We start from the raw sequence: 24,785 nt of genomic DNA on the forward strand, positions 1-24,785 counted from the left end.
TAGACGGGGGCTACAGATGCACCACCGGGCAGGTCAGGGTACGGGTGATCCCGTCCACCTGCTGCACCTTGGCGACCACCATGCGGCCGAGGTCGTCGACCGTGTCGGCCTGGGCCCGCACGATCACGTCGTAGGGACCGGTGACGTCCTCGGCCTGGACGATGCCGGGGATCTTGCCGATCGTCTCGGCGACGGTCGAGGCCTTGCCGACCTCGGTCTGGATCAGGATGTACGCCTGTACCACGGAACCTCCAGGGCGGCCACGAGGATCATGTGGGGAAAAGGAACGCCACGGTATCGCGTCGCCGCTCGCCGCGGGGAGACCTGCGGGGACCACGGCTCGCGCGCCGGGGTGCAGGCACGACAGAGGTTGACGGTCTCCTCGACCGTATCGAGGACACCGGTGACGCGCGACCGGGCACGGACTGGGACGGAAGGGGAGCTGGGGCGATGAAGGGCACTGTTGGTGAGCTCGGGGAGTTCGGGCTCATCAGGGAGCTCACCTCCCGTCTCACCACCACGCCGGCGGTCCGGGTCGGACCCGGTGACGACGCCGCGGTGGTGGCCGCGCCCGACCGCCGGGTCGTGGCGAGCACCGACATCCTGCTGGAGGGCCGGCACTTCCGCCGCGACTGGTCCACCGCCTACGACGTCGGCCGCAAGGCCGCCGCCCAGAACCTCGCCGACATCGCCGCGATGGGCGCGGTGCCGACCGCACTGCTCCTCGGCCTCGTCGTACCCGGCGAACTGCCGGTCACCTGGCCCACCGAGCTGATGGACGGGCTGCGCGACGAGTGCCAGGTCGCCGGCGCCTCCGTGGTCGGCGGCGACGTCGTGCGCGGCGACACGATCATGGTGTCGATCACCGCCCTCGGTGATCTGCGCAACCAGGAGCCGATCACCCGCTCCGGCGCCCAGCCCGGCGACCTCGTCGCGGTGACGGGCTGGCTGGGCTGGTCCGCCGCCGGATTCGCGGTCCTCTCCCGCGGGTTCCGCTCGCCCCGCGCCTTCGTCGAGGCCCACCGCCGCCCCGAGCCGCCGTACCACGCCGGTCCGGCGGCCGCCGCCCTCGGCGCGACCGCGATGTGCGACGTGAGCGACGGGCTGATCGCCGACCTGGGGCACATCGCGGAGGCCAGCAAGGTCCGCATCGACATCCGCTCCGGCGCGATCGACGTGCCCACCCAGATGAACGACATCGGACAGGCCGTCGGCGTCGACCCCATGCAGTGGGTGCTGACCGGCGGAGAGGACCACGCCATCGTGGCCACCTTCCCGCCGGACGTGAAGCTCCCGGCCCGCTGGAAGGTGATCGGCGAGGTCCTCAACCCCTCCGCCCTGCCCCAGGTGACGGTCGACGGGGCGCCCTGGACCAGCAAGGGCGGCTGGGACCACTTCGGGGACATGGAGTCGTGATCCCCCCGAGGGTACTGACGGTGGCCGGCTCCGACTCCGGCGGCGGCGCGGGCATCCAGGCCGACCTCAAGACGATGCTCGCGCTCGGCACGCACGGCATGAGCGTGATCACCGCGGTCACGGCGCAGAACTCCCTCGGCGTCCAGGGCGCGTGGGACCTGCCCGTGGCGGCCGTGCGCGCCCAGTACCGCAGCGTCGTCGACGACATCGGCGTCCGGGCCGTGAAGACCGGGATGCTCTCCTCCGCGGAACTCGTCGAAGCGGTGGCCGAGTTGATCGCCGGCACCGACGCCCCGGCCGTCGTCGACCCGGTCGGCGTCTCCAAGCACGGCGACCCGCTGCTGGCCGACTCGGCCCTCGAATCCGTCCGCACCAAGCTGCTGCCCGTCGCCACCGTCGCCACGCCCAACCTCGACGAGACGGCCCGGCTGACCGGCGTACGGGTCGAGTCGGAGCGCGGGCTCAGGCAGGCCGCGGCGGCCGTCCTGGCGTACGGCCCGCGGTGGGTGCTGATCAAGGGTGGCCATCTGCCCGGTGACGCCGTGGACCTGCTCACCGACGGCTCCGAGGAGCACTGGCTGCGCGCGCCCCGGCTCGACAACCGGCACACGCACGGCACGGGCTGCACCCTCGCCTCGGCGATCGCGGCGCAACTCGCCAAGGGGGAGACCGTGCCGCGGGCGGTGGCGACGGCCAAGGAGTACGTCACCGGGGCGATCGCCGCCGGCTTTCCCCTCGGCGGCGGGATCGGTCCCGTGGACCACGGCTGGCGGCTCGGCGTCCGGGACGCCGAAGAGGGGGACGGTCCCGCACGGTGACGCGGGCGCGGACGTACGGGCCGCCGGGAACGGCAAAGAGCCGGCCCACCAGAGGTGGACCGGCTCTTTCAGCAACCAGCAGGGCCGCGCGCGACGGGGGTCCCCCCGCCTCGGGCGGAGCCGAGAGGTGGGGGATGTGCGTCAGCGCGAGACCTTGCCGGCCTTGATGCACGAGGTGCAAGCGTTCACGCGCTTCGGCGTCCCACCGACCACGGTACGCACGCGCTGGATGTTCGGGTTCCAGCGACGGGGCGTACGGCGGTGCGAGTGCGAGATGTTGTTGCCGAAGCCCGGCCCCTTGCCGCAGACGTCGCAGTTGGCAGCCACGGGTCACTCCAAAGACTTCAGATGCACTTACGGTTGATCCCGGCATGCCGGGATCAAGATCGTGGGATCAGAGATCTGAGTGGCGGTGCCAGGGGGATGGCCCGATGGGATCGGGCAACCTGAGCAGCATACAACGGCTGCGCCAGTACAACGAAACTACCATGGCTGCTCAGGGGCCCCGCCCTCGCCCGCTACCGGCCGGCACCCGCCCACGGTCTACGCTGCGTCCCAGTCCAGCAGCTCAGGGAGGCCCAGGTGCCGCAGGTGCCGCAGACATTCCTCGATGCTCTCGCGGTGCGCACCTGGTGTGGTCTCGCGCTCCGGGCGCTGGGACGCGCGCGTGAGGAGATCGACGCGATCAACGTGTACCCGGTCGCCGACGGGGACACCGGGACCAACCTGTACCTGACCGTGGAGTCGGCCGCGACCGCGGTCGAGGCGGTGTTCACCGGTCACGCGGCCGGCTCCGCCCCGCACGGCACTCCCTCCCTCGCCGACGCCGCGCGCGCGATGGCGCACGGCGCGCTCATAGGCGCGCGCGGGAACTCCGGGACCATCCTGGCGCAGCTGCTGCGCGGCATGGCCCAGGTGCTCGCCGCCGAGGGGGAGGGCCCGCACACCGACGCGGCGGGGCTGCGCCTCGCGCTGCGACGCGCCGCCGACTCCGCCCGCCAGGCCGTGGCCCACCCGGTCGAGGGCACGGTCCTGTCGGTCGCCTCGGCCGCCGCCGACGCGGCCGCGGACGCCGAGGGCGACTGCGGGACGGTCGCGAAGGCGGCCTACCGGGGCGCGTGCACGGCGCTCGCCGCGACGCCGGGCCAACTGGCCGTCCTGGAGCGTGCCGGGGTGGTGGACGCGGGCGGGCGGGGACTGGTGGCGGTGCTCGCGGCGCTGGTGGAGACGTTCACGGGGGAGACGGCGGTGGCCCCTTCCGGAGTCGGCGCGTTCGCGGCCGCCGAGGGGCGCGGCTTTGTCGGCGGACCGGCGGACCCCGAAGCTCCCGGGCTCCGCAGGGGTGCGGAGTCCTGCGCCGACGACGGCACCGGGAGCGGTGGGCCCGCCTTCGAGGTCGTCTACCTGCTGGAGGCCGAGGACGCCGCCGTGGCCCGGCTGCGGGAGCGGCTCGACGCGCTGGGGGACTCGCTCGTCGTGGTCGGCGGGGACGGGCTGTGGAACGTCCACGTGCACGTGGACGACGCCGGCGCTGCCGTGGAGGCGGGCGTCGAGGCCGGCCGGCCGTACCGGATCCGCATCACGCACTTCGGTGCCGACGACGTCCACGCGCGCGGGGGCGGGGGCCCGCCCCGCGAGCGCGTCCAGCGGGCGGTGGTCGCCGTCGTGCCCGGCGAGGGCCTGGCCGGTCTGTACACCGAGGCCGGCGCGACCACCGTCCTCGCGCGCCCCGGGGAGCCGCCCGCCAGCGGTGAACTGGTCCAGGCCGTACGGCGGGCCCACGCGCGCGAGGTCGTACTGCTGCCCAACGACGCCGATCTGCGCCACACCGCGGCCGCGGCGGCCGAGCAGGCGCGCGCGGAGGGCATCCGGGTGGCCCTCATCCCGACCCGTTCCGCGGTCCAGGGCATCGCTGCGCTCGCCGTGCACGAACCCGACCGCCGCTTCGACGAGGACGTCGTCGCGATGACCTCGGCGGCCGGCGCCACCCGCTACGCCGAGGTCGCCGTCGCCGAACGCCAGTCCTGGACCATGGCCGGCATCTGCCAGGCCGGCGACGTCCTCGGCCTCGTCGACGGCGACGTGGCCGTCATCGGCGCCGACGTCACCGCCGTCGCCGAAACGGTCCTGGACCGCATGCTGGCGGCGGGCGGGGAGCTCGTCACCCTCGTCCTCGGCGAGGAGGCTCCCGAAGGCGTCGCCGAGCGACTGGAGGCGCGGGTGCGGGAGGCGTACCTCGCCGTCGACACGGTGGTGTACCGCGGGGGACGGCAGGGCGCGCTGCTGCTGATCGGCGTGGAATGACGGTCGGGGACGAGCGGTCGACTCCGCCGGGGAGGCGGTGAGCGCCGCCCCACCGCCCGCCCCTTCCACTCCCGCGCCTTTCAGCCCTGAGCTCTCACTCCCGGGCCTCTCGCTCCCGGGCCTCTCGCTCCCGGGCCGCTTCCTGTTCCGCCGCTTCCGCCGCCGCCTGGAGCAGTTGCTCCGCCTCCGCCCGCCGCGCCCGTACGGTCTCCTCGTCCCCGCCCTCGAAGCCGGGGTCCGTCTCCGCGTCCGCGTACGCCGTGAGTACCGCACGCGCGCGTGCGGCCGCCTCCGCAGGACGTCCCAGGTCGGCCTCCAGCCAGCCCGCGGCCAGCTCGGCGCCGGTGCGCGGCGGCAGGGCGGCGGCCCCGAGGGAGACGAACACCGCGACCGCCTCCGACATCTGGGACAGCGCCTCGTCCATGGCGGCACGGATCGAGTCGTCGTCGGCGTCCTCGGCGGCCGAGCGGGCCAGGAGGTCGCCGAACTGGCGGTGGGTGTGACCGAGTTCGAAGACCAGCCGCAGACGCGTCTCCTCGTCGTCCGCGACCTCCAGCGCGTCCGCGCACTCCCCGACGGCGTCCGCCATCAGCTCCCGCGCAGCCTGCGGACCGCCCTCCGCCCGCAACGCCAGCCAGGCACGCGCGCGCAAGGAGCGCACCAGTCCGTGCGCATTGCCCAGGGAACGCCACAGCTCGCCCGCGCGCGCGTACGCCAGGTCCGCGTCCGCGTGCAGGCCCGCCTGGCCGAGGGACTCGGCTGCCAGGTGCGCCAGCGTCGCGTGGTCGTGCTGCTCGGGCCAGTGCCGGGCGGTCTCGGCGGCCTGCAGGCGGTGTTCGGCGGCGGCCCGGTGCTCGCCCAGCTCGCTCAGGCAGTCGCCGAGCCACCACTGCGTCTGTACGACCGCCCCGTCGCCGTGCGTCTCGACGGTCAGGTCCGCCAGCGCCGACTCCAGCACCTCCGCGGCCTCCGCCCACCGGCCCTGCCGCACCAGGAATCCGCCCAGCTGGTGCCGCGCCCACGCGCCGAACGTCGGGCCCTCGCCCGCCTCGTCGGCCCAGTGCGCAGCCTCCAGGGCGTGCTCGGCGGCCTCCGCCGCCTGTCCCCGGCCCCCGACGACCTCGGCGAGCTGGAGGTGCAGCTGCGCCCGGCCGACCGGCTCCAGGAAGCCGCCGCCGTGCTCCAGGGCCGCCCGCAGCGCCCGTTCCGCCTCCGCCACGTCGCCCAGGTGGTGCGCGAGGGCGGCCAGCCTGGCCTCGTACTCCACGGCGAACCAGGGCAGCCCCGCCCCGGTGAACTCCGCGGCGGCCCGCGCGAACAGCTCGGCGCCCGCCTCGGCGTCGCCCGAGCGCGCCGCCAGTTCCGCGAGCATCGCGTGCCCCTCGGCGACCCGCGCGACGAGCCGCACGTCGTCGCCGGCCCGGCCCTCCACGAGCGCGAGCACCTCCCGGACGGCCCCCTCGGCCTCCGCCAGCACCTGCTCGGCGACCGGCCCGTCGGCCTCGTGCACGCGCCGCATCAGGATCCGCGCGCGGCCCATGAGGACCCCCGCCGCCTGCCGCACCTCCGTGCCGCCCCCGGCGTACAGCGCGAGGACCCGGTCGTACGGCTCGGCGACCGCCGCGAGCGCCTCGTCGATCTCCCCGGTGAGCGCGCGGACGTAGGCCGCACGCGTGCGCGCCGCCAGCGCCTCGCCGGGATCGCCCGCCTCCGCGTACAGCCCGGCCGCCAGCTCGAACGTTTCGGCACCCTCCGCGCCCAGTCCCATCGCCCGGTGGTCGGCGATCTCGGCGCGGTCGCGCGCGTCCAGCGCGGCGCCCCCGGCCTCCTCCGCGGCCTCCGCCACCGCCGCCCACGCCTCCACGGCGTGCGGCCGCAGGGTGTCCGACAGCCGCCGCGCCTCGGCGAGCAGCGCGGGCAGATCCGGCGCGCCGGCCCGCGCCCCGGCCGCCGCCGTGACCGCCGGCGCCGGGGGAGCGGCCGCGGGAGCCGGCGGACGTACCGTGCGCACCCCCAACGGCAGTCGCTCCACCAGCGGCTGCTGCGACATCCGCGCGCGTGCCCGCTCGCCGACGTGCGACGTGCCGTTGCGCGCGTCGAACCGCGCGGCCAGCGCGAGCGCCTCCTCGCGCGCGTGGAGCGCGAGTTCCGCCGCCGTCCACCCCCGCCCGGCCGGACCGGGCACCCGCTGCCCGCCCAGGCCCAGCGCGGACAGCCGCTCCATGAGCAGCACCACCACGCTCAGGAAGCCCAGCCTGCTGCGCGGCTGCCCCTCGTCCGTGAAGTACGCCGGGCGCTCCGCGAGCAGCTCCAGGCCCCGCGCCTCGTTGCCGGTCAGCGCGCAGAACTCCACATGGTCGGCGTACGCGCCCCGCATGCTCTCCATCGCCCGCACCAGCCGGAAGCCGCGCAGGTGGTTCGCCCGGGCCTCGTCCGCCCGGCCCAGCCGCAACAACGGAACCAGGGACGACGCGAGCGCGGTGTGCGGCTCGTGCGCGCACGTGTACGCGCCCTCCAGGACGGGCGCCCACAGCTCCAGGGCCTCCGCGTCCCGGCCCCGCTCCGCCCGCCACCAGCCCTGACCGTGCAGCTCGCACGCGTGGCAGTCGGCCATGCCGTCGCGATCCGCGGCCAGCCAGGCGGCGAACGCCCGCTCGGCCCGCTCCACGTCCCCGACGTGCGCGGCCACGCTGAACTCGGCGCTGCGCACGGCCCGCTCGGAGTGCCCGGCGAGCCGGTAGCGGTGCTCCATCTCGCCGAGCCACTTCTCCACCGACGCCAGCGGGATGTGCGGCTGGTCGAGCATGCCGGCCGACATCCACTTGAAGACCCAGTGCAGCGAGTGCGTCTCGTGCGCGTCGAAGTCCTCGGGCCGTTCGTCCCACATGCGCAGCAGGCGCGCGAACGGGACGAACATCTTGTCCTTCTCGGAGCTGTAGTTGTAGACCTTCAGCTGGTGTCCGAGCGCCTCGATCACGGCGAGCGGGATGTTCAGCCTCTCGGCCTCCGCGAGCAGCAGTTCCGCGCGCGCGTTGCGGGCCGGGCCCTCCGGCTGCTCGCCGTTCTCCGCCATCGCCCGGCGCAGGGAGTCGAAGTCCGTGATCGCGGTCATCGCCGCCCGTCCTCCTCAGGTGTGGCTTCCCCGTGCGTGGCCCACTCCAGCAGGCCGATGAACGCCCGGTTCAACAGTGCGGAGTCCGCCGGCCGCAGGGGCCGCTGCGCCATCAGCAGCGCCTGCCCGTACAGCGACTCCGTGGCGGTGCCGATCAGCTCGGCGTCCCGCAGGGAACTGATCCGCCGGACCAGCGGGTTGAGATGGTTGAGCACCAGACGCGCGCGCGGGGCGCTGCCGCGCAGGGAGCCCAGGATGCCCGCCCACAGGTCGTCCGCCCGCGACTCGGCGTCCGCCCGCGCCTGCTCGTGCCGGGCCGCCCGGTCGTCCAGATGCAGGGCGGGCACCGACAGCGGGTGGAAGGCGCGCAGGACCACGTCACAGCCCAGCGGGTCGAGCTTCGCCCGCGCGGCCGCCAGGAAACCCGACAGCGCCAGCTCCTCCGCCGCGTCCACGGCGTCCAGGTGCGCGGTCACGGTGTCCGCGTCCAGCTCGGCGACCACCGTCCCCGGCCGCACCGACGGCAGCGCCTCGACCAGTTCGCTGTCGTACGTGTAACCGCCGTTGACCACCCCGACGCCCTGCGCCGACGCGATCGGCGCGACCTGCCGGTACTCCTCCACGGTCCGCGTGAAGTGGACCACCGGATGCCGCTGAGCGAACTCCTCCAGCGACATCCGGCCGTCACTCGTCTCGAACGGCAGCCACGGCAGCATCGTCCGCAGCATCTCCCCGTCGTGCCGCGCCAGGGACTTCACCCCCAGGTGGTGCACGGCGAGGAACGCCGCCAGCCGCTCCGGATCCCCGGCGGCCAGCCCCGTCAGCCACGCCCGGATCCGCTCGCCCAGCGCCTCCCGCACGGCCGCCAGCGTCTCGTCCTCGTACAGCGCCTCGCGCGAGGCCGTGGGCCGCAGGCTGTCGGTGTCCAGGACACAGCGCACGAAGAACGCCCAGTCCGGCAGCAGCTGTTCGGCCCGGTCGGTCAGCAGCATGCCCTTGAGGTGCACGCGGTGACCCGCCCGCTGGGCCGGACTGACCGCGGCCGGCAGCACGTACGCCACCCCGCGGATGCCGGCCAGCGGCACGTTCAGCTCGATCGAGTCCAACGGCGTGAACCCGAACAGCTCGTGGCAGTGCCGGGCCAGCGCCACCCGCCGGTTCGCGGGAGAGGCGTACGGCCGGTCCCAGGGCGCCGGCAGATCGGTGACCGCCTCCTCGCCGACCCGGACGTCGTACGGCAGCAGCGAGCCGAAGTCGCGCGCCAGCTGGAGGACCCGCTGCTCGGTGAGCCACTCACCGGCACCGGCCCGCGCCACCAGGTGCACGGTCGTGCCCGGCTGGGGGCGCTCCTCGTCGGACAGCGTCCGCACCGTGTACGAACCGTCGTCGCGGGCCGTCCACTCCACCGGCGGCGCGCCGGGCGTACGGGAACTGCGGCTGACCACCCGGATGCGCTCGGCGACCACGAAGCAGGCCAGCAGCCCGATGCCGAACTGCCCGAGGAAGTCGGAGCGGGCCTCCTGCAGGCCGTCGGCGCGCTTGGAACTGCGTCCGATGGTGGCCAGCAGGCTGTGCACGTCGGACTCGGTGAGCCCGACACCGGAGTCCTCCACCCGCAGCTCCCCGCCCGCGGCGGACAACCGCACCCGCGCCGGGGCGCCGGGCTCCTCCGCCCGCCGGGCGGTGATGGCGTCCACGGCGTTCTGGAGCAGCTCGCGCAGATAGACCCGGGGACTGGAGTAGAGGTGATGGGACAGCAGGTCCACCAGGCCACGCAGGTCGACCTGGAAGGTATGAGGTGACGGGGATGCCTGGGATGACGGTGAGGTCTGGGAGTCCATCGCTGCTGCGCCGCGGCTCGGGGAGGGGCGACGGCGCGGGGTCGGGCGGTCCCGGTGGGGCGGTGACCGCGGGGGATGGCCGGAGCGCGCCATCCTAGAGCCCGAACGGGCCGCCTGACCAGGGGTTTCGGGACACGTATACGGCAATGTCAGTGGGGTGGTGTGCAATGGATCTCGTGCCCGCGCTCGAAGAACCGCTCAAGAAGGTGCTCGGCCCACCGACCGCGAAGGTGATGGCCGAGCACCTCGGCCTGCACACCGTCGGCGACCTCCTGCACCACTACCCGCGCAGATACGAGGAGCGCGGCCAGCTCACGCACCTCGCCGACCTCCCCATGGACGAGCACGTCACCGTGGTCGCCCAGGTCGCCGACGCCCGCCTGCACACCTTCGCTTCGGCCAGGGCCCCCCGCGGCAAGGGCCAGCGCCTGGAGGTCACCATCACGGACGGCAGCGGCCGCCTCCAGCTGGTCTTCTTCGGCAACGGCGTGCACAAGCCGCACAAGGACCTCCTGCCGGGCACCCGCGCGATGTTCTCCGGCAGAGTCTCCCTCTTCAACCGCCGCCTCCAGCTGGCCCATCCGGCCTACGAACTGCTGCGCGGCGACACCGAGGAAACGGTCGAGACCTGGGCCGGCGCCCTCATCCCGATCTACCCGGCCACCGCCAAACTCGAGTCCTGGAAGATCGGCAAGGCGATCCAGACGGTCCTGCCCAGTGCCCAGGAGGCCGTCGACCCGCTCCCGGACTCCCTGCGCGAGGGCCGCGGCCTGCTCTCCCTCCCCGAAGCCCTCCTCAAGATCCACCGTCCGCAGACCAAGGCCGACATCGACGGCGCCCGCGCCCGCCTCAAGTGGGACGAGGCCTTCGTCCTCCAGGTCGCCCTCGCCCGCCGCCGCCACGCCGACGCCCAACTCCCGGCCGTCCCCCGCAGACCCGCCCCGGACGGCCTGCTCTCCGCCTTCGACGACCGCCTCCCCTTCACCCTCACCGAGGGCCAGCAGAAGGTCTCGAAGGAGATCTTCGACGACCTGGCGACCGAGCACCCGATGCACCGACTGCTCCAGGGGGAGGTCGGTTCCGGTAAGACGATGGTGGCCCTGCGCGCCATGCTCGCCGTCGTCGACGCCGGCGGGCAGGCCGCCATGCTCGCGCCCACCGAGGTCCTCGCCCAGCAGCACCACCGCTCCGTCGTGGAGATGATGGGGGAACTGGCCGAGGGCGGGATGCTGGGCGGCGTCGAGCACGCCACCAAGGTCGTGCTGCTCACCGGGTCGACGGGGGCCGCCGGGCGGCGGCAGGCGCTGCTCGATCTCGTCACCGGCGAGGCCGGCATCGTCATCGGCACGCACGCGCTGATCGAGGACAAGGTGCAGTTCCACGATCTCGGGCTGGTCGTGGTCGACGAGCAGCACCGGTTCGGCGTCGAACAGCGGGATGCCCTGCGGGGCAAGGGCAAGCAGCCTCCGCACCTGCTCGTCATGACCGCCACACCCATCCCGCGCACGGTCGCCATGACCGTCTTCGGTGACCTGGAGACCTCCGTCCTGGACCAGCTCCCGGCCGGCCGGTCGCCCATCGCCAGCCATGTCGTCCCCGCCGCCGACAAGCCGCACTTCCTGGCCCGCGCCTGGGACCGGGTCCGGGAGGAGGTCGAGGCCGGCCATCAGGCGTACGTGGTCTGTCCCCGCATCGGCGACGAGGAGGACGACCCGAAGAAGGCCAAGAAGAAGGCCCTGGAGGACGAGGCGGAGAAGCGCCCCCCGCTCGCCGTCCTGGAGGTGGCCGACCAGCTGGCCCGGGGTCCGCTGCAGGGGCTCACGGTCGAGGTGCTGCACGGCCGTATGCCCCCGGACGACAAGGACGCCGTCATGCGCCGGTTCGCCGCCGGGGACACCGACGTGCTGGTCGCCACGACCGTCATCGAGGTCGGGGTCAACGTGCCGAACGCCACCGCGATGGTGATCATGGACGCCGACCGCTTCGGCGTCTCCCAGCTGCACCAGCTGCGCGGCCGGGTCGGCCGCGGCTCGGCCCCCGGACTCTGCCTCCTCGTCACCGAGATGCCCGAGGCGAGTCCCGCCCGCCAGCGGCTCGACGCGGTCGCCGCCACCCTCGACGGCTTCGAGCTGTCCCGCATCGACCTCGAACAGCGCCGCGAGGGCGACGTGCTGGGACAGGCCCAGTCGGGCGCCCGCTCCAGCCTGCGCGTCCTCGCCGTCATCGAGGACGAGGAGGTCATCGCCGAGGCGAGGCAGGAGGCGGCACAGGTGGTCGCGTCCGACCCGGAACTGGCCGCCTACCCCGGCCTGCGCACCGCCCTGGACGCCCTCCTGGACGAGGAGAGGGAGCAGTACCTGGAGAAGGGCTGAGCGCGCGGCCGCCCGGGCCGGTGGGGTGCCGGCGCGTGCGGCGTGGCCGGTCGGCGGCCCCCGCCCCTCGACGGACGGCCGCCCGCGCGTGGCGGGACGGGCAGTGCCCCGCGCGCGGCGGGGCGGACGGGCGGCGGGACCGCGCCGGACGACCCGTGCGGTACCCCGCGCGCGGCGGGGCGGAGGGTTCCCCGGGTCCCCACCGGGCATCGCCGACCGTGGTCGAGCACCCCGCACCTCCGCCTGCCAGACTGACCACGTACCGACCACGTAAAGACGCCCTCGAACAAGGACCCCGAGATGACCCGCGTGATCGCCGGAAAGGCCGGCGGACGTCGCCTGGCCGTCCCGCCAGGGACCGGCACCCGGCCCACCTCCGACCGCGCACGCGAGGCTCTCTTCTCCACCTGGCAGTCCCTGCTCGGCGGCGCCCCCCTCGACGGCGAACGCGTCCTGGACCTCTACGCCGGCTCCGGCGCCGTGGGGCTGGAGGCCCTCTCCCGGGGAGCCGGCCACACCCTGCTCGTCGAGGCCGACGCGCGAGCGGCCCGCACCATCCGGGAGAACGTGAGGACCCTCGGCCTGCCGGGCGCCGAGGTCCGGGCCGGCAAGGCCCGGCAGATCATCCAGACGCCGCCGACGGAGCCGTACGACCTCGTCTTCCTCGACCCCCCGTACGCCGTCACCGACGACGATCTTCGCGAGATCCTGCTCACACTCCGCTCGCAGGGGTGGCTCGCGGCGGAAGCCCTCGTCACCGTGGAGCGCAGCACCAGAGGCGGCATCTTCGACTGGCCGGACGGCTTCGAAGCGATCCGGTCCCGTCGCTACGGCGAGGGAACGTTTTGGTACGGTCGCGCCGCCTCTACGTGCGAAGACGCACGATGACCGGACCGGAGAGCGAGGGATCTCAAGTGCGCCGCGCCGTCTGTCCCGGGTCGTTCGACCCGATCACCAACGGACATCTCGACATCATTTCCCGCGCCTCCCGTCTGTACGACGAGGTCTACGTCGCGGTGATGATCAACAAGTCCAAGAAGGGCCTGTTCGAGATCGACGAGCGGATCGACCTGATCCGCCAGGTGACCGCCGAGTACGGAAACGTCCGCGTCGAAGCCTTCCACGGTCTCCTCGTCGACTTCTGCAAACAGCGCGAGATCCCGGCCATCGTCAAGGGTCTGCGCGCCGTCAGCGACTTCGACTACGAGCTGCAGATGGCCCAGATGAACAACGGCCTCTCCGGTGTCGAGACACTGTTCGTCCCCACCAACCCCACCTACAGCTTCCTGTCGTCCTCCCTGGTCAAGGAGGTCGCGACCTGGGGCGGCGACGTGTCCCACCTGGTCCCGCCGATCGTCCTCGAGGCACTCGCCGAACGTCTCCGCAAGGACTGAGGACCTGACGGCCCGTCACTCGGTGTCCGCCGGACACCTCATGGCCGTACAGTCGTTCCGTCCGTCTCCAACACAGCAGCAGAGAGTGGCGAGCAACCGGTGGACGTGCAGAAGAAGCTCGACGAGATCGTCACGGCGGTCTCCAGTGCCCGGTCGATGCCGATGTCGGCCTCGTGCGTGGTCAACCGCGCCGAACTGCTCGCCCTCCTCGAAGAGGTGCGCGCCGCCCTGCCCGACTCCCTCGCCCAGGCCCGGGAGCTGATCGGCGGCCGCGAGCAGATGGTCGAGCAGGCCCGCCAGGAGGCCGACCGGATCATCTCCACCGCGCACGCCGAGCGCGGCTCCCTGATCTCCGACACCGAGATCGCCCGCCGCTCGCAGGCCGAGGCCGACCGCATCCTGGCCGAGGCCCGCAAGGAGGCCGAGGACATCCGCGCGGAGGCCGACGACTACGTCGACTCCAAGCTCGCCAACTTCGAGGTCGTCCTCACCAAGACCCTCGGCTCCGTCGGCCGCGGCCGCGAGAAGCTCCTGGGCACCGGACCCGGTGTCGACGAGCAGGGGTACGAGGACGAGGACGCCCCCGAGCGCAGCCACGATCCGGAGACCCTGCGCCGCGACGCCGACGCCTACGTCGACGTCAAGCTGGGCGCCTTCGAGGCGGTCCTCGCCAAGACCCTGGAGGCCGTCGGCCGCGGCAGGCAGAAGCTGCACGGCCGGATCGCCAGCGACGACCTCGGCGCCCTCGCCGACGACGACACGACCTTCCAGCACTCCTCCGACGCCGACTACCTCGCCGACCTCGCCGCCCTCGCCGAGCAGGACACCCCGGCCGGGCAGCCCGCGCAGCGGTCGTACGAGCAGCCCCAGGAGGCCTACGCCTACCAGCAGCCGGCCCCGTACGGCTACCAGCAGCAGGACTACGGCCGGCAGCAGGACGCCTACGGGTACCAGCAGGCGGACCCCTACGCCGCCACGTTCGACTACGCGCAGACGGGCGGGGCCCCCGCCCAGGGCTACGACCCCCAGACGCCCTACGACCCGCAGCAGCAGGCCCCGCAGGAGCAGCAGGGTTACGCCCTCGACGAGGCCAGTCTGTTCGACACCAGCATGATCAGCGCCGAGCAGCTGCGCGCCTACGAACAGGGCCGCGGCCTGTAGGAGCCGAGGTCCGGGGCGGGGTCGCGGACACCGGATTGGGCTGTGAGCGAATGCTCCAGTATCCTGGCCCTTCGGTCGCGTGTATGTCCGCGATCGCTGCTGCCCGCAACACCTGAGGGCGGCGGCCCCCACAGCACCGAAGATCGAAAGCAGGAATGGCCCTGAACGCCCGCCTCGACCACCGCAACCCTCTCGTGTTCGACACACACGAGCTGGGGCGGCGTCCTGGCGCGCTCCAGCGCCTGTCCCGTGAGATCGAAGCCCCCGGGGACCTCGGGATCCAGGGGGTCATCGAAGTGCCGCAAGGCGCCCCGGTGAAGCTGGAACTCCGACTCGAGTCGGTCATGGACGGAGTGCTCGTCACGGGTACCGCCCGTGCACGGGCCGAGGGGGAGTGCGTAAGGTGTCTGGAGCCGGTCGGGCTGGAGCTCGAAGCGGATTTCCAGGAGATGTTCTCGTACCCTGACGCCGACGACCGGGGCCGCATGAAGGCGGAACCGGCCGACGACGCCGAGGACGACGAGGACATGCTCTTCCTCGAGGACGGCCTGTTCGACCTCGAGCCCGTGCTGCGTGATGCGGTGGTGCTCGCACTGCCGATGCAGCCGGTGTGCCAGGACGACTGCCCAGGACTGTGCGCCCAGTGCGGAGCACGCCTTGCGGACGACCCGGACCACCACCACGACGCCGTCGACATCCGTTGGGCGGCACTGCAGGGACTCGCCGGTTCACTCGAAGACGGCGAGAAGGACGAGATGAGTGGCGAAGCGCCTCGATCGGTGCCCGCCAACGAGAAGCAGGAGAAGTAGCCGTGGCTGTTCCGAAGCGGAAGATGTCGCGCAGCAACACGCGCCACCGCCGGTCGCAGTGGAAGGCTGCGGTCCCCACCCTGGTTGCGTGCGAGCGCTGCCACGAGCCCAAGCTGCAGCACATCGCGTGCCCGTCTTGCGGCACCTACAACAAGCGCCAGGTCCTCGAGGTCTGAGCGGCTGGTGAGAGGCACCGTGTCTAGCCCCAAGCAGGCGGATGACGCCAAGGCGGATTCCGTCGCCAAGAAAAAGGCGGACAACACGGCCTCGTCCCACACGCTTCTGGAAGGGCGGCTCGGCTATCAGCTCGAGTCCGCCCTTCTGGTGCGTGCGCTGACCCACCGTTCCTACGCGTACGAGAACGGCGGTCTGCCGACGAACGAGCGGCTGGAGTTCCTCGGGGACTCCGTGCTCGGCCTCGTCGTCACGGACACGCTGTACCGCACCCACCCCGACCTGCCCGAAGGCCAACTGGCCAAGTTGCGGGCCGCGGTGGTCAACTCGCGTGCGCTGGCGGAGGTCGGTCGTGGCCTCGACCTGGGCTCCTTCATCCGGCTCGGCCGGGGTGAAGAGGGCACGGGCGGCCGGGACAAGGCGTCCATCCTCGCCGACACCCTCGAAGCGGTGATCGGCGCGGTCTATCTCGACCAGGGCCTCGACGCGGCCTCCGAACTGGTGCACCGCCTGTTCGACCCGCTGATCGAGAAGTCCTCCAACCTCGGAGCCGGCCTGGACTGGAAGACCAGTCTCCAGGAGCTCACCGCGACCGAAGGACTCGGCGTGCCCGAGTACCTGGTGACGGAGACCGGCCCCGATCACGAGAAGACCTTCACTGCTGCCGCCCGCGTCGGAGGCGTCTCGTACGGCACCGGCACCGGCCGCAGCAAGAAGGAGGCGGAGCAGCAGGCCGCCGAGTCCGCGTGGCGGTCCATCAGGGCCGAGGCGGACGAGCGTGCCAAGGCGGCGAAGGCGGCCCAGGCCGTCGAGGCCGTCGACGGCAGCAGTCCGGACCCCGAGTCCGCCTCCGCCTGACGAACACCGACGACAGCACAACCAGCAGTACGAGACGAGCGCCCGCCCCCTACCCGGAGGCGGGCGTTCCGTACGGGGGATCCCATGCCCGAGTTGCCCGAGGTCGAGGTCGTCCGACGCGGTCTGGAGCGGTGGGTCGCCCATCGCACGGTCGCCGACGCCGAGGTGCTGCACCCGCGTGCCGTACGCCGTCACCTGGCCGGTGCCGACGACTTCACACACCGCCTCGAGGGGCATCGCATCGGCACCCCCAGCCGTCGCGGCAAGTACCTGTGGCTGCCGCTGGAGGACACGCCGCAGGCGATCCTGGCCCACCTCGGCATGAGCGGGCAGCTCCTGGTCCAGCCCCACGCGGCTCCCGACGAGAAGCACCTGCGCATCCGGGTCCGCTTCACCGACACGCTGACATCAGCGGCCACCGCCGCGGAGGGTACCGAGCTGCGCTTCGTCGACCAGCGCACCTTCGGTGGTCTGTCGCTGCACGACACCACCCCCGACGGGCTGCCCGACGTCATCGCGCACATCGCGCGCGACCCCCTCGACCCGCTGTTCGACGACGAGGCCTTCCACCAGGCCCTGCGGCGCAAGCGCAGCACCATCAAGCGGGCCCTGCTCGACCAGTCACTGATCAGCGGTGTCGGCAACATCTACGCCGACGAGGCGCTGTGGCGCTCCCGCCTCCACTACGACCGCCCCACGGCCGGCCTCACCCGCCCCCGCACCTTCGAACTGCTCGGCCACGTCCGGGACGTGATGACGGCGGCCCTCACCGTCGGCGGCACCAGCTTCGACAGCCTGTACGTCAACGTCAACGGCGAGTCGGGCTACTTCGACCGGTCGCTGGACGCCTACGGGCGCGAGGGACTGCCGTGCCGGCGCTGCGGCACACCGATGCGCCGGCGCCCCTGGATGAACAGGTCCAGCTACTTCTGCCCGCGGTGTCAGAGGCCGCCGCGCGTCTCGTCGTAGCGCCCGCGGGACGCCAGGACCTCGTCCATCCGTCCCTCCACCAGGCGGATCAGGCCGAGCAGCCGCTCCGCGACCTCGTGGCCCAGAGGCGTCAGTTCGTAGTCCACGCGGGGCGGGTTGGTCGGCTGCGCCTCGCGGTGCACCAGACCGTCGCGCTCCAGCGCGTGCAGCGTCTGGGACAGCATCTTCTCGCTGACGCCGTCGACGCGTCGGCGCAGTTCGTTGAAGCGCAGCGAGCCCTCGTGCAGGGCTCCCAGAGTGAGGGCGCCCCAGCGACCCGTCACGTGCTCCAGCGTGCCGCGCGAGGGGCAGGCCTTGGCGAACACGTCGTACGGGAGGTCCTGCTCCGGGGTGCGCTCCTGAATGCCGGTCATGACCCAAGCGTACTCGAACGCAGCGCTAACTCGTAGGTTGCACTAACTAGAAGTTAGTGCTTTCCTTTCGTCGTCGCCGGTGGGCCGTTGTTCCGCTTTCGCCGGCTCCCTTTGTCTGCCCCGAGGAGGACGCACGTGACCACCCCCGTTGTCTCCATCGCCTACCACTCCGGCTACGGCCACACCGCCGTCATCGCGGAGGCCGTCCGCTCCGGTGCCGTCCAGGTCGGCGCCGAGGTGCACCTGATCGAGGTCGACGCGATCACCGAGGAGCAGTGGGCGGTGCTCGACCGCTCGGACGCGATCGTGTTCGGCTCGCCCACCTACATGGGCACCGCGTCCGCCGCCTTCCACGCCTTCGCCGAGGCGACCTCCGCCCGCTGGGCCACCCAGGCCTGGAAGGACAAGTTGGCCGCCGGCTTCACCAACTCCGGTTCCAAGAGCGGAGACAAACTGCACACCCTGCAGTTCTTCCAGATCCTTGCCGCACAGCTCGGCATGCACTGGGTCAACCTCGGCCTGCTCCCCGGCTGGAACAGCAGCACGGCCTCCGGGGACGACCTCAACCGCCTCGGCGTCTTCCTCGGCGCGGCCGCCCAGACCAACGTCGACGAGGGCCCCGACGCGGTGCACAAGGCGGACATCGCCACCGCGGAACACCTGGGCCGCCGGGTCACCCAGACGGCGAAGACCCTCAATACGGGCCGCGCGGCCCTGGCCGCTAGTGCCGTGGCGGGCAATGTTCGCCCGTGAAGGAGCGGCGGCCGGTGCGTGCTCCGGGGGTACCCCCGGCCGGAGGCCGGGGGAGTGCCGGCCGGAGGTCCTCGTACTGGGCGTGCTCGGGTCTTCGGCCGGTGCGGCGAGTGGGGGTCCCCCTTCCGGGGGAGCGCGCCGGGCGCCGCGACGGGGCGAACGTCGCCCGTCGCGGCAATAGGGCGTGTTCCGAAAGTGGCGTCGTCTGCCCGAAGGGCAGGCCCGGCGGCGTCTGGTGCGTGCGATCGCAAGGCGGAGGGTCGCCCCGATACTGCTCGTGTCGGGGCGACCCCGACAACACGGCGAGCGTGCGTGCCAGGCGTCGCCGGGCTGGGGGCACCCCCTCTGGGGGAGGGACTTTCGAAACACGCCCTAGCCACGACGGGCTCCCCCCGGGGCCGGCCGCCCGGTCACCGTCGGCGCGCGACCCGGGGGCCGGTGCGTTTCAGTAGCCGAAGAAGTGAAGGGCCGGGTCTCTGGCCTGCGACTGTGTAACCGATCAACGCTGCGACCTGCGACTTAGCTGTCGGTGGTTGTCAGCGTTGGTCGTCGTTGAGTGCCCTCCGACGGCCCCAGGACGGCCCGGAAATATCCCGGTGCCGCCGCCAGTCAGGGGTGACCGCATGTTGTTGGGGCTGAATGGCCTACCGGGACTGGTCGATGATCCGTCCGTGGTCCTGTTCAAGCTTGAGATCAGCAAGCATGCCTAGCTTGGTCATCTGCGCGACCACTGCGCAGAGGTTGAGAGCCTCGCCGAGCACGCTGTCCTTTTGGGCAACGAAGACGAACGTGTCTTCGTTGGTTGGAAGCGTGCGCGGAAGGGTTACGAGGCCGTGGTCGCTCAATGCCTGGGTGATCTTCTCGTTGAGCTCCGGGCTGAGCCGAACCCTCGTGGGGTCCGCGTACTTCTTGATGAACCGCATTGAGACGCGCTTAATGCCGTGGTCGACCTCTACCGCGTTGGCGAGCACCGTGAAATCCATGGCGGTCATGCAAGCCTGTAGATAACTGAGTTGTCAACGTCGTTGTTGGCGCGTCCTATGAGCGACGGTTCAACGCTTCAGTCACCCACCACTCGCCCCAGCTCCCATCCCGTCTGCCGTCGACCCACACACCGTGGAGCGGGCGTGGTTCAGGGCGTCAAGGTGGAGCGCGCCACTGTACGAACGACCTTGACGCCCTGGGCCGCGTCTGCTCGGCTCTGCCTGGGTCGACGGCAGACGGGATGGGAGCTCCCCGCGCACGCCACACTCGGCCAGCACTCGCAGACGGCGCCCCCGCCATCTCGGAGCCTGAGCGCCCCCGCCGGAGGCATGTCTTTGACCCGTGGCCGCTCTGTGCGGTGATCGACTCATGGCCTTCGGCCCTATCCACATGTGGGCGCGCGTCGGCGCAGCGCGGGCGGAGCGGGCCGGAGGCAGGAGCGTCGCCCGCGGCGGAGCCGGGAGCGCGCCCGGCGGAGCGGAGCGCAGCCGGGGCTTGATGAGGTAGAGAAACCTGTAACTCGTGCTCCTGGTGGCCTCGCAGCTTTCGGCTACAGGCGGTCGTGCTCTGCTTGCAGCGTCTTCAGGACGGATTCGGGGTCGCCGTCGTAGACGATGTGAGGTTCACCGGGTTCCGGGGCCACGAATCGATTCCGGTAGCGGATCAGGTCGCTTTCTGCGAAGTAGATCGAGTTCGGATCGTCCTCGTGCCGGGCGTTGCGCTTGCTCACGCGAGACCACAGCTCTTCGTGGCTGGCTTCCAGGTAGACGACCACTGAGACTGCGCCACCTTCGGTAGCGACCTTCCGCCAGTGGGCGCGGTCTTCCGGCGTCCAGAACCCATGGTCGACAACCACATCGTGCCCGGCCTGGAGCTGCTCACGGAGCTGGACAGAGGTCTCCTCGAGGATCGGCCGCTCAAGGGTAGGAAACGTGCCCCGGGGGAAATCGACGCCGTACACCCCGTGTCGACGGAACATCTCCTCGTCGGGGCAGAGCCTGAGGAACCCGCGGTCTGTCAAAGCACGAGCCAAAGTGGTCTTCCCGGAGCCGGGAAGTCCTGCCATGAGGACGCAGAAAGGTGGGCGGGTGCCGCCGACGGCCGTCACCGGGTGACTTCCGATTCCGTCTGCCACGTCCGGCCGGGGCCTCCCAGGTCGACGCCGTACTCAACGACGGTGCCTTCGCTGTCGACGAACTTCGCTGTCATCACGACTACCGGCTCCTGCGGCGGGTTCACGGGATCCAGCTCCAGGAGCTCCGCGTCCTCAGGCTTCAACAGCCGGGCTGATGCGGTGTCGAACCGGTGGGTGATCGGTCGGCCGGTGGCCTGTGCGATGAGTTGCAGGGAGGTTCCCCCGCTCAGCCGCTCACTGCTCGTGAGCTGCGGGATCATCTCTCCGTATCGAACGGGGATCCAGGACGTCGAGTGCGCCACGATGCCGTGTCGGTCGCGGTACACCCGGCTTCGCCTGATCACGTTCGAGCCGGGCTTGATGTCCAGTGCCTGAGCCACGTCTGCGGGCGCCGGCACTACTGAAGCCTGGTGCGAGTCGGACCGTTCGCCGGTTCCCCAGCTGGACCCGGTGCGGCGGCCTCGGTCCTGGCGCTGGGACCCGGAGGACATAGGGGCGGGACGGTCCAGGACCTCGGTTCCGATGCCGTGGATACCTCGGACAAGCCCCTCGTTACGCAGCTTCCGCAAGGCCTTCTCTGCAGTTGCGGCGCTGACGCTCCACTCCTGCGAGAGGTTCTTGATGCTCGGCAGAAGCGAGCCCGGTTGGAGTTCACCGGACGTGATCAGCTCCGCGTAGTGGGCGGCAATCTGCGCATAGGGCGCTCGATTGTCTGCCTGGTCGGCCATTGCGTCAGCTCCCTTATCCCAGTGGCTACTTCCCTAGCGTACCGCTTGACACCCTAAGGTGCCCTAGGGAACCTTAGGGATGTAGCGCCGGATGAATGAGAGATCCGGCACCACCGCCGCATGCCCAGGGGCGGCGCCTCAACCGCCAAGAAGAACCGCCGCCCCTGGCTCCCTCGAAGGGAAGTCCCATCATGCCCGCAACTCTGGTTGTTGAGCACGTTTCCTCAGTCGCCTTATCTGTGCCGTTCGCGTCGGTCGAAGATCTGTCGAACGGTGAGCGGACTGTGGCGCTGTATGCCTCGGACCTGCCGGACGGCTACCGCTACAAGCGCGGGGACACCGCGCAGCTTGTCGCCTGGATCATTCAGGGGGCCAACCGGGTGGGCCTGGACCGGCTTCGCCGCATCGCTGCGCTGGAGGCCGGATACCGGCGCTTCGTCGCGCGGAACGTGGTCACGGTCGAACAGGAGCGGGCCCACATTGAGCGGTTCCCCAACCGTAAGCGTGACCGGCGGGCCGGGGAGCTGGCGGCGCTGGTCACGCACTTCGCCTCCATGAGTGATGAGGCTCGGGAACGGGGCGGCCGGTTCCTGCTGGACGGACCGTGCCCCGAGTGCGGCGACACCCGGCAGGTGTGGGCGTGCTGGGCCGTGGATGTGGATGCGGACTGGTACGAGGAGGGCTATGGCCCGTGCTCGCTGTGCGGGGGTGCCGCGTGACGGCGTTCCCCGTCCCCCCGGAGGCCGTGGCCGGTGCTGCGGCCTCCCTGGGCGTTGACCCGCTGACCCTCGCGGACATGCTCCGGGTGGCGAACGCGCCCGGCTTCGACCGCTGGCAGGAGCAGATCCGCCGCACCGGCGGCTGCACCAACCCGATCCGCCTGGCGGGCCAGACCGTCACGCGCGACGCCAAGACCGGTGAGGTCCTGTACTCCTACAGCACCGAGCAGGAACCGGGCGGCATGCTCCGGGTGGCGTGCGGCAACCGGCGGGCCTCGCGCTGCCCGGCCTGCGCCTGGACCTACGCGGGCGACACCTACCACCTGATCCGGGCCGGGATCACCGGCGACGAACGTAAGGACGTCCCCGCCACCGTGCGCGATCACCCGCGGGTCTTCGCCACCCTGACCGCGCCCTCGTTCGGCCCGGTCCACAACCGGCCCTCCTCCGGCCGCTGCCGCTGCGGGAGCTCCCACGCCGAGGATGACCCGGCGCTCGGCACGGCGCTCGATCCGGAGCGGTACGACTACGCGGGCTCGGTGTTGTTCAACAACTTCGCCGGGGACCTGTGGCGCCGCTTCACCATCTACCTGCGCCGCGAGATCGCCGGCCGCGCAGGCATCACCCAGTCCGCGCTCAAAGAGGTGTGCCGGGTCTCCTTCGGCAAGGTCGCCGAGTTCCAAAAGCGCGGGGCCGTCCACTTCCACGCCGTGGTACGCCTCGACGGCCCGGCCGGCCCCGACTCGCCCCCACCGGCCTGGGCCACGGTCGCCCTCCTCGACGACGCAATCCGCGCCGCCGCCGGACGCGTCTCCGTGCCGGTGCCCGCATCCGGCGACCATCCGGCTCGCGTCCTGCGCTGGGGCACCCAGGTCGACGTCCAGCCCATCGGCGCCCTGGGCCGCGAGGAACTGACCGAACAGGCGGTGGCCTCCTACGTCGCCAAGTACGCCACCAAGGCGGCCGAGACCACCGGCACCGTCGACCACCGGATCGGGGAACTGGCCGAGCTGGACAAGCTGCCGCTGCCCGACCACACCCGACGCCTCATCGAAGCGTGCCGGGACCTCGAGGACGCCTACCCGGACCGGCTGCTGTGGCGCTGGGCTCACATGCTCGGCTTCCGCGGCCACTTCTCCACCAAATCCCGCCGCTACTCCACCACCCTCACCACCCTGCGCCAGGTGCGCGCCGACTACCGAGCCCGGCAGGAACGCCGCGAACGCGGGCTCTCCGAGGACCTCGACGACACGGAGGGCTCCACGCTCGTGCTCGCCCACTGGACCTACGCCGGACAGGGCCACACCCCCGGCGAGTCCTGGCTCGCCGCCTCGATCGCCCGAGATCTGCGCCTGAACCGAGAGACCGCACGCGAAGCACTAGCCGACTTGCACGACATGGACGAGATGGAGGCATGGACGTGAGGCGCTCGCTGCCCGATCGCTACCTGACCCCGGTCGACCTGGCCGACCTCCTCGGCGTCCCGGTCGAGACCGTCTACCAGTGGCGCCGCAAGCAGACCGGACCGCGTGGCTTCCGCGTCGGCCGGCACCTCCGCTTCGACCCCGAAGATGTCCGCGTCTGGGTCGCATCTCAGATGGAAAGGGCCGCCTGATGGCCGGACACATCCAAGACCGCTGGTTCAAGGCCGAGCCGGGACCGGACGGCAAGAGCGTCAAGGTCAAGACCGACCGCTTCGGCGTCGGCCTCCGCTACCGCGCCCGCTACATCGGGCCGGACGGCTCGGAGAAGTCCAAGAGCTTCCCGGACAAGCAGAAGCGCAAGGCTGAGCTATGGCTCGCCAACATCGAGGCGGACATGTCCCGCGGTGACTACGTCAGCCCGGACGCTGGCAAAGTCACGTTTGAGCAGTACGCCACGCAGTGGATGACGACGCAGATCACGGACCCCCTGACGCGGGAATCCGTCGAGAGCCGGTTGCGGCTCCACGCGATCCCCCACCTGGGTACGCGGCCGATGGGCTCCTTCACGCCATCCCATCTCCGGCTCTGGCTGCGCACCTTGGAGGACCGGGGGCTGTCGGCCGGGTACCGGCGCGGGATCTTCGCGCACGTCTCCACCGTCTTCACGGCTGCCGTGGAGGACCGGATCATCCGCGTGAACCCGTGCAGCGCTCGTTCCGTGCGGGCTCCTCGTCTCGAACCCCGCAAGGTCAAGCCCTGGCCCGCCGAACGGGTGATGGGAGTGCGCGCGGCCCTCCCGGAGAGCTACCAGGCTCTCGTCAACGTCGCCGCCGGATGCGGCCTGCGACAGGGCGAGGTCTTCGGCCTGGCCGTGGAGGACGTGGACTTCCTCGGCGGAGTGGTGCACGTGGTGCGGCAGGTCAAGCTCCTGCAACGCCACCGGCCGGTGTTCGCTCCGCCCAAGGGAGGCAAGGAACGGCACGTCCCCCTCCCCGAGTCGGTGGCCTTCGCGCTGGCAGCACACCTGAAGGATCACCCGGCCGTGGAGGTCACCTTGCCGTGGAAGACCCTCGACGGTCCTCCGGTCACGGCGTCGCTCATCTTCACCGGCTCTACGGGACTGGCCCTCGACCGGAACCGCTTCAACGATCGGGTATGGCGGCCGGCACTTCGGGCCGCGGGCGTCGAGACCGGTCGGGAGAACGGCATGCACGCGCTGAGACACTTCTACGCCTCGGTGCTCCTGGACGCGGGGGAGAGCATCAAGGCTCTCAGCGAGTACTTGGGCCACCACGACCCCGGCTTCACGCTGCGGACGTACACGCACCTGATGCCGTCGAGCGGCACCCGTACCAGGGCCGCCGTCGACCGGGTCTTCAAGGGCAACGAAGGTGCGGACGACGGCCCCGAGACGGCCCAGGGAGGTGCGTAAGCCTCTGA

Annotated in this window: 23 protein-coding genes and 1 pseudogene; 16 read left to right on the forward strand and 8 right to left on the reverse strand. The window is 71.8% G+C overall.

From position 1 onward, the window contains the following. Positions 1-10: 10 nt before the first annotated feature. Entirely contained in the window at positions 11-244 is a 234-nt protein-coding gene (locus ACGFQC_RS30590; protein WP_363092092.1) for an Lrp/AsnC ligand binding domain-containing protein, read from the reverse strand. Positions 245-450: 206 nt separating this feature from the next. On the opposite strand from ACGFQC_RS30590, the gene ACGFQC_RS30595 reads away from it, so the two are divergent. Beyond that, positions 451-1,416: a thiamine-phosphate kinase gene (locus tag ACGFQC_RS30595; RefSeq protein ID WP_363092093.1), complete on the forward strand. Its 966-nt coding sequence runs from the start codon at positions 451-453 to the stop codon at positions 1,414-1,416. Beyond that, positions 1,413-2,234 (forward strand): bifunctional hydroxymethylpyrimidine kinase/phosphomethylpyrimidine kinase, encoded by an 822-nt coding sequence (gene thiD, locus ACGFQC_RS30600; RefSeq protein WP_393288959.1) that lies wholly within the window; start codon positions 1,413-1,415, stop codon positions 2,232-2,234. The genes ACGFQC_RS30595 and thiD overlap by 4 nt, the downstream gene beginning before the upstream one ends. Positions 2,235-2,375: 141 nt before the next feature. Here thiD and rpmB read toward each other — a convergent pair whose 3' ends face one another. Further along, a complete protein-coding gene (gene rpmB, locus ACGFQC_RS30605; protein ID WP_004924906.1) occupies positions 2,376-2,561 on the reverse strand; it encodes a 50S ribosomal protein L28 in 186 nt (61 codons plus the stop codon). 255 nt (positions 2,562-2,816) lie between these two features. Here rpmB and ACGFQC_RS30610 point away from each other — a divergent pair, with 255 nt between their 5' ends. After that, positions 2,817-4,538, forward strand: a complete 1,722-nt coding sequence (locus ACGFQC_RS30610; protein ID WP_363092094.1) for a DAK2 domain-containing protein — start codon at positions 2,817-2,819, stop codon at positions 4,536-4,538. A 94-nt stretch (positions 4,539-4,632) separates the two neighbouring features. Here the strand turns inward: ACGFQC_RS30610 and ACGFQC_RS30615 are convergent, their stop codons facing one another. After that, positions 4,633-7,650, reverse strand: coding sequence for a tetratricopeptide repeat protein (locus ACGFQC_RS30615; RefSeq protein WP_363092095.1), 3,018 nt, complete (start codon positions 7,648-7,650; stop codon positions 4,633-4,635). Beyond that, positions 7,647-9,491: an HSP90 family protein gene (locus tag ACGFQC_RS30620; RefSeq protein WP_363092096.1), complete on the reverse strand. Its 1,845-nt coding sequence runs from the start codon at positions 9,489-9,491 to the stop codon at positions 7,647-7,649. The genes ACGFQC_RS30615 and ACGFQC_RS30620 overlap by 4 nt, the downstream gene beginning before the upstream one ends. Positions 9,492-9,658: 167 nt before the next feature. Between ACGFQC_RS30620 and recG the strand changes: the two genes are divergently transcribed. The 8 genes and pseudogenes from recG (at position 9,659) to mutM (ending at position 17,228) form a co-directional block, all read left to right on the forward strand. Beyond that, complete coding sequence (recG, locus tag ACGFQC_RS30625) at positions 9,659-11,863, forward strand: ATP-dependent DNA helicase RecG (RefSeq protein WP_363092097.1); 2,205 nt, start codon at positions 9,659-9,661, stop codon at positions 11,861-11,863. Positions 11,864-12,154: 291 nt separating this feature from the next. After that, positions 12,155-12,751: pseudogene (gene rsmD / locus ACGFQC_RS30630) on the forward strand (16S rRNA (guanine(966)-N(2))-methyltransferase RsmD); the annotation flags it as partial. A gap of 26 nt (positions 12,752-12,777) precedes the next feature. Continuing rightward, a complete protein-coding gene (coaD, locus tag ACGFQC_RS30635) occupies positions 12,778-13,257 on the forward strand; it encodes a pantetheine-phosphate adenylyltransferase (RefSeq protein WP_363092149.1) in 480 nt (159 codons plus the stop codon). Positions 13,258-13,356: 99 nt separating this feature from the next. Then, on the forward strand, positions 13,357-14,418 hold the full coding sequence (locus ACGFQC_RS30640) for a cell division initiation protein (RefSeq protein ID WP_363092098.1): 1,062 nt from the start codon (positions 13,357-13,359) through the stop codon (positions 14,416-14,418). Positions 14,419-14,573: 155 nt separating this feature from the next. Continuing rightward, positions 14,574-15,227, forward strand: coding sequence for a DUF177 domain-containing protein (locus tag ACGFQC_RS30645; RefSeq protein ID WP_363092099.1), 654 nt, complete (start codon positions 14,574-14,576; stop codon positions 15,225-15,227). 2 nt (positions 15,228-15,229) lie between these two features. Continuing rightward, positions 15,230-15,403, forward strand: a complete 174-nt coding sequence (gene rpmF / locus ACGFQC_RS30650; RefSeq protein ID WP_007493396.1) for a 50S ribosomal protein L32 — start codon at positions 15,230-15,232, stop codon at positions 15,401-15,403. Positions 15,404-15,410: 7 nt separating this feature from the next. After that, positions 15,411-16,259 (forward strand): ribonuclease III, encoded by an 849-nt coding sequence (rnc, locus tag ACGFQC_RS30655; RefSeq protein ID WP_363092100.1) that lies wholly within the window; start codon positions 15,411-15,413, stop codon positions 16,257-16,259. A gap of 84 nt (positions 16,260-16,343) precedes the next feature. Continuing rightward, positions 16,344-17,228 carry a bifunctional DNA-formamidopyrimidine glycosylase/DNA-(apurinic or apyrimidinic site) lyase gene (gene mutM, locus ACGFQC_RS30660; RefSeq protein ID WP_363092101.1) on the forward strand — a complete coding sequence of 295 codons (885 nt, stop codon included), beginning with the start codon at positions 16,344-16,346 and terminating at the stop codon, positions 17,226-17,228. On the opposite strand, the gene ACGFQC_RS30665 is transcribed toward mutM, so the two are convergent. After that, positions 17,201-17,602, reverse strand: coding sequence for a helix-turn-helix domain-containing protein (locus ACGFQC_RS30665; protein WP_363092102.1), 402 nt, complete (start codon positions 17,600-17,602; stop codon positions 17,201-17,203). The two genes, mutM and ACGFQC_RS30665, sit on opposite strands and share 28 nt — an antisense overlap. A 135-nt stretch (positions 17,603-17,737) precedes the next feature. Between ACGFQC_RS30665 and ACGFQC_RS30670 the strand changes: the two genes are divergently transcribed. Then, a complete protein-coding gene (locus ACGFQC_RS30670; protein ID WP_363092103.1) occupies positions 17,738-18,355 on the forward strand; it encodes a flavodoxin family protein in 618 nt (205 codons plus the stop codon). Between the two features lie 644 nt (positions 18,356-18,999). Here the strand turns inward: ACGFQC_RS30670 and ACGFQC_RS30675 are convergent. The 3 genes from ACGFQC_RS30675 to ACGFQC_RS30685 all read right to left on the reverse strand — a co-directional run bounded on the left by ACGFQC_RS30675 (position 19,000) and on the right by ACGFQC_RS30685 (position 21,202). Continuing rightward, complete coding sequence (locus ACGFQC_RS30675; RefSeq protein WP_363092104.1) at positions 19,000-19,347, reverse strand: hypothetical protein; 348 nt, start codon at positions 19,345-19,347, stop codon at positions 19,000-19,002. A gap of 542 nt (positions 19,348-19,889) precedes the next feature. Next, positions 19,890-20,405 carry an AAA family ATPase gene (locus ACGFQC_RS30680; RefSeq protein WP_393288962.1) on the reverse strand — a complete coding sequence of 172 codons (516 nt, stop codon included), beginning with the start codon at positions 20,403-20,405 and terminating at the stop codon, positions 19,890-19,892. 38 nt (positions 20,406-20,443) lie between these two features. After that, positions 20,444-21,202, reverse strand: a complete 759-nt coding sequence (locus tag ACGFQC_RS30685; RefSeq protein WP_363092106.1) for a GntR family transcriptional regulator — start codon at positions 21,200-21,202, stop codon at positions 20,444-20,446. 191 nt (positions 21,203-21,393) lie between these two features. Here ACGFQC_RS30685 and ACGFQC_RS30690 point away from each other — a divergent pair, with 191 nt between their 5' ends. Genes ACGFQC_RS30690 through ACGFQC_RS30705 form a run of 4 tightly spaced genes read left to right on the forward strand, consistent with a single transcriptional unit; the run spans position 21,394 to position 24,777 of the window. Next, positions 21,394-21,921, forward strand: coding sequence for a hypothetical protein (locus ACGFQC_RS30690; protein ID WP_363092107.1), 528 nt, complete (start codon positions 21,394-21,396; stop codon positions 21,919-21,921). Continuing rightward, complete coding sequence (gene repSA, locus ACGFQC_RS30695; protein WP_363092108.1) at positions 21,918-23,345, forward strand: replication initiator protein RepSA; 1,428 nt, start codon at positions 21,918-21,920, stop codon at positions 23,343-23,345. Before ACGFQC_RS30690 ends, repSA begins: the two co-directional genes overlap by 4 nt. Further along, the gene (locus tag ACGFQC_RS30700; protein ID WP_363092109.1) at positions 23,336-23,536 is read left to right on the forward strand and encodes a helix-turn-helix domain-containing protein; all 201 of its coding nucleotides are present in this window, start codon (positions 23,336-23,338) and stop codon (positions 23,534-23,536) included. The genes repSA and ACGFQC_RS30700 overlap by 10 nt, the downstream gene beginning before the upstream one ends. Continuing rightward, complete coding sequence (locus tag ACGFQC_RS30705) at positions 23,536-24,777, forward strand: site-specific integrase (protein WP_363092110.1); 1,242 nt, start codon at positions 23,536-23,538, stop codon at positions 24,775-24,777. Before ACGFQC_RS30700 ends, ACGFQC_RS30705 begins: the two co-directional genes overlap by 1 nt. Positions 24,778-24,785 lie beyond the last annotated feature (8 nt).

This window comes from Streptomyces sp. NPDC048734, assembly GCF_043198675.1.
In the GTDB taxonomy this organism is placed as follows: Bacteria; Actinomycetota; Actinomycetes; order Streptomycetales; family Streptomycetaceae; genus Streptomyces.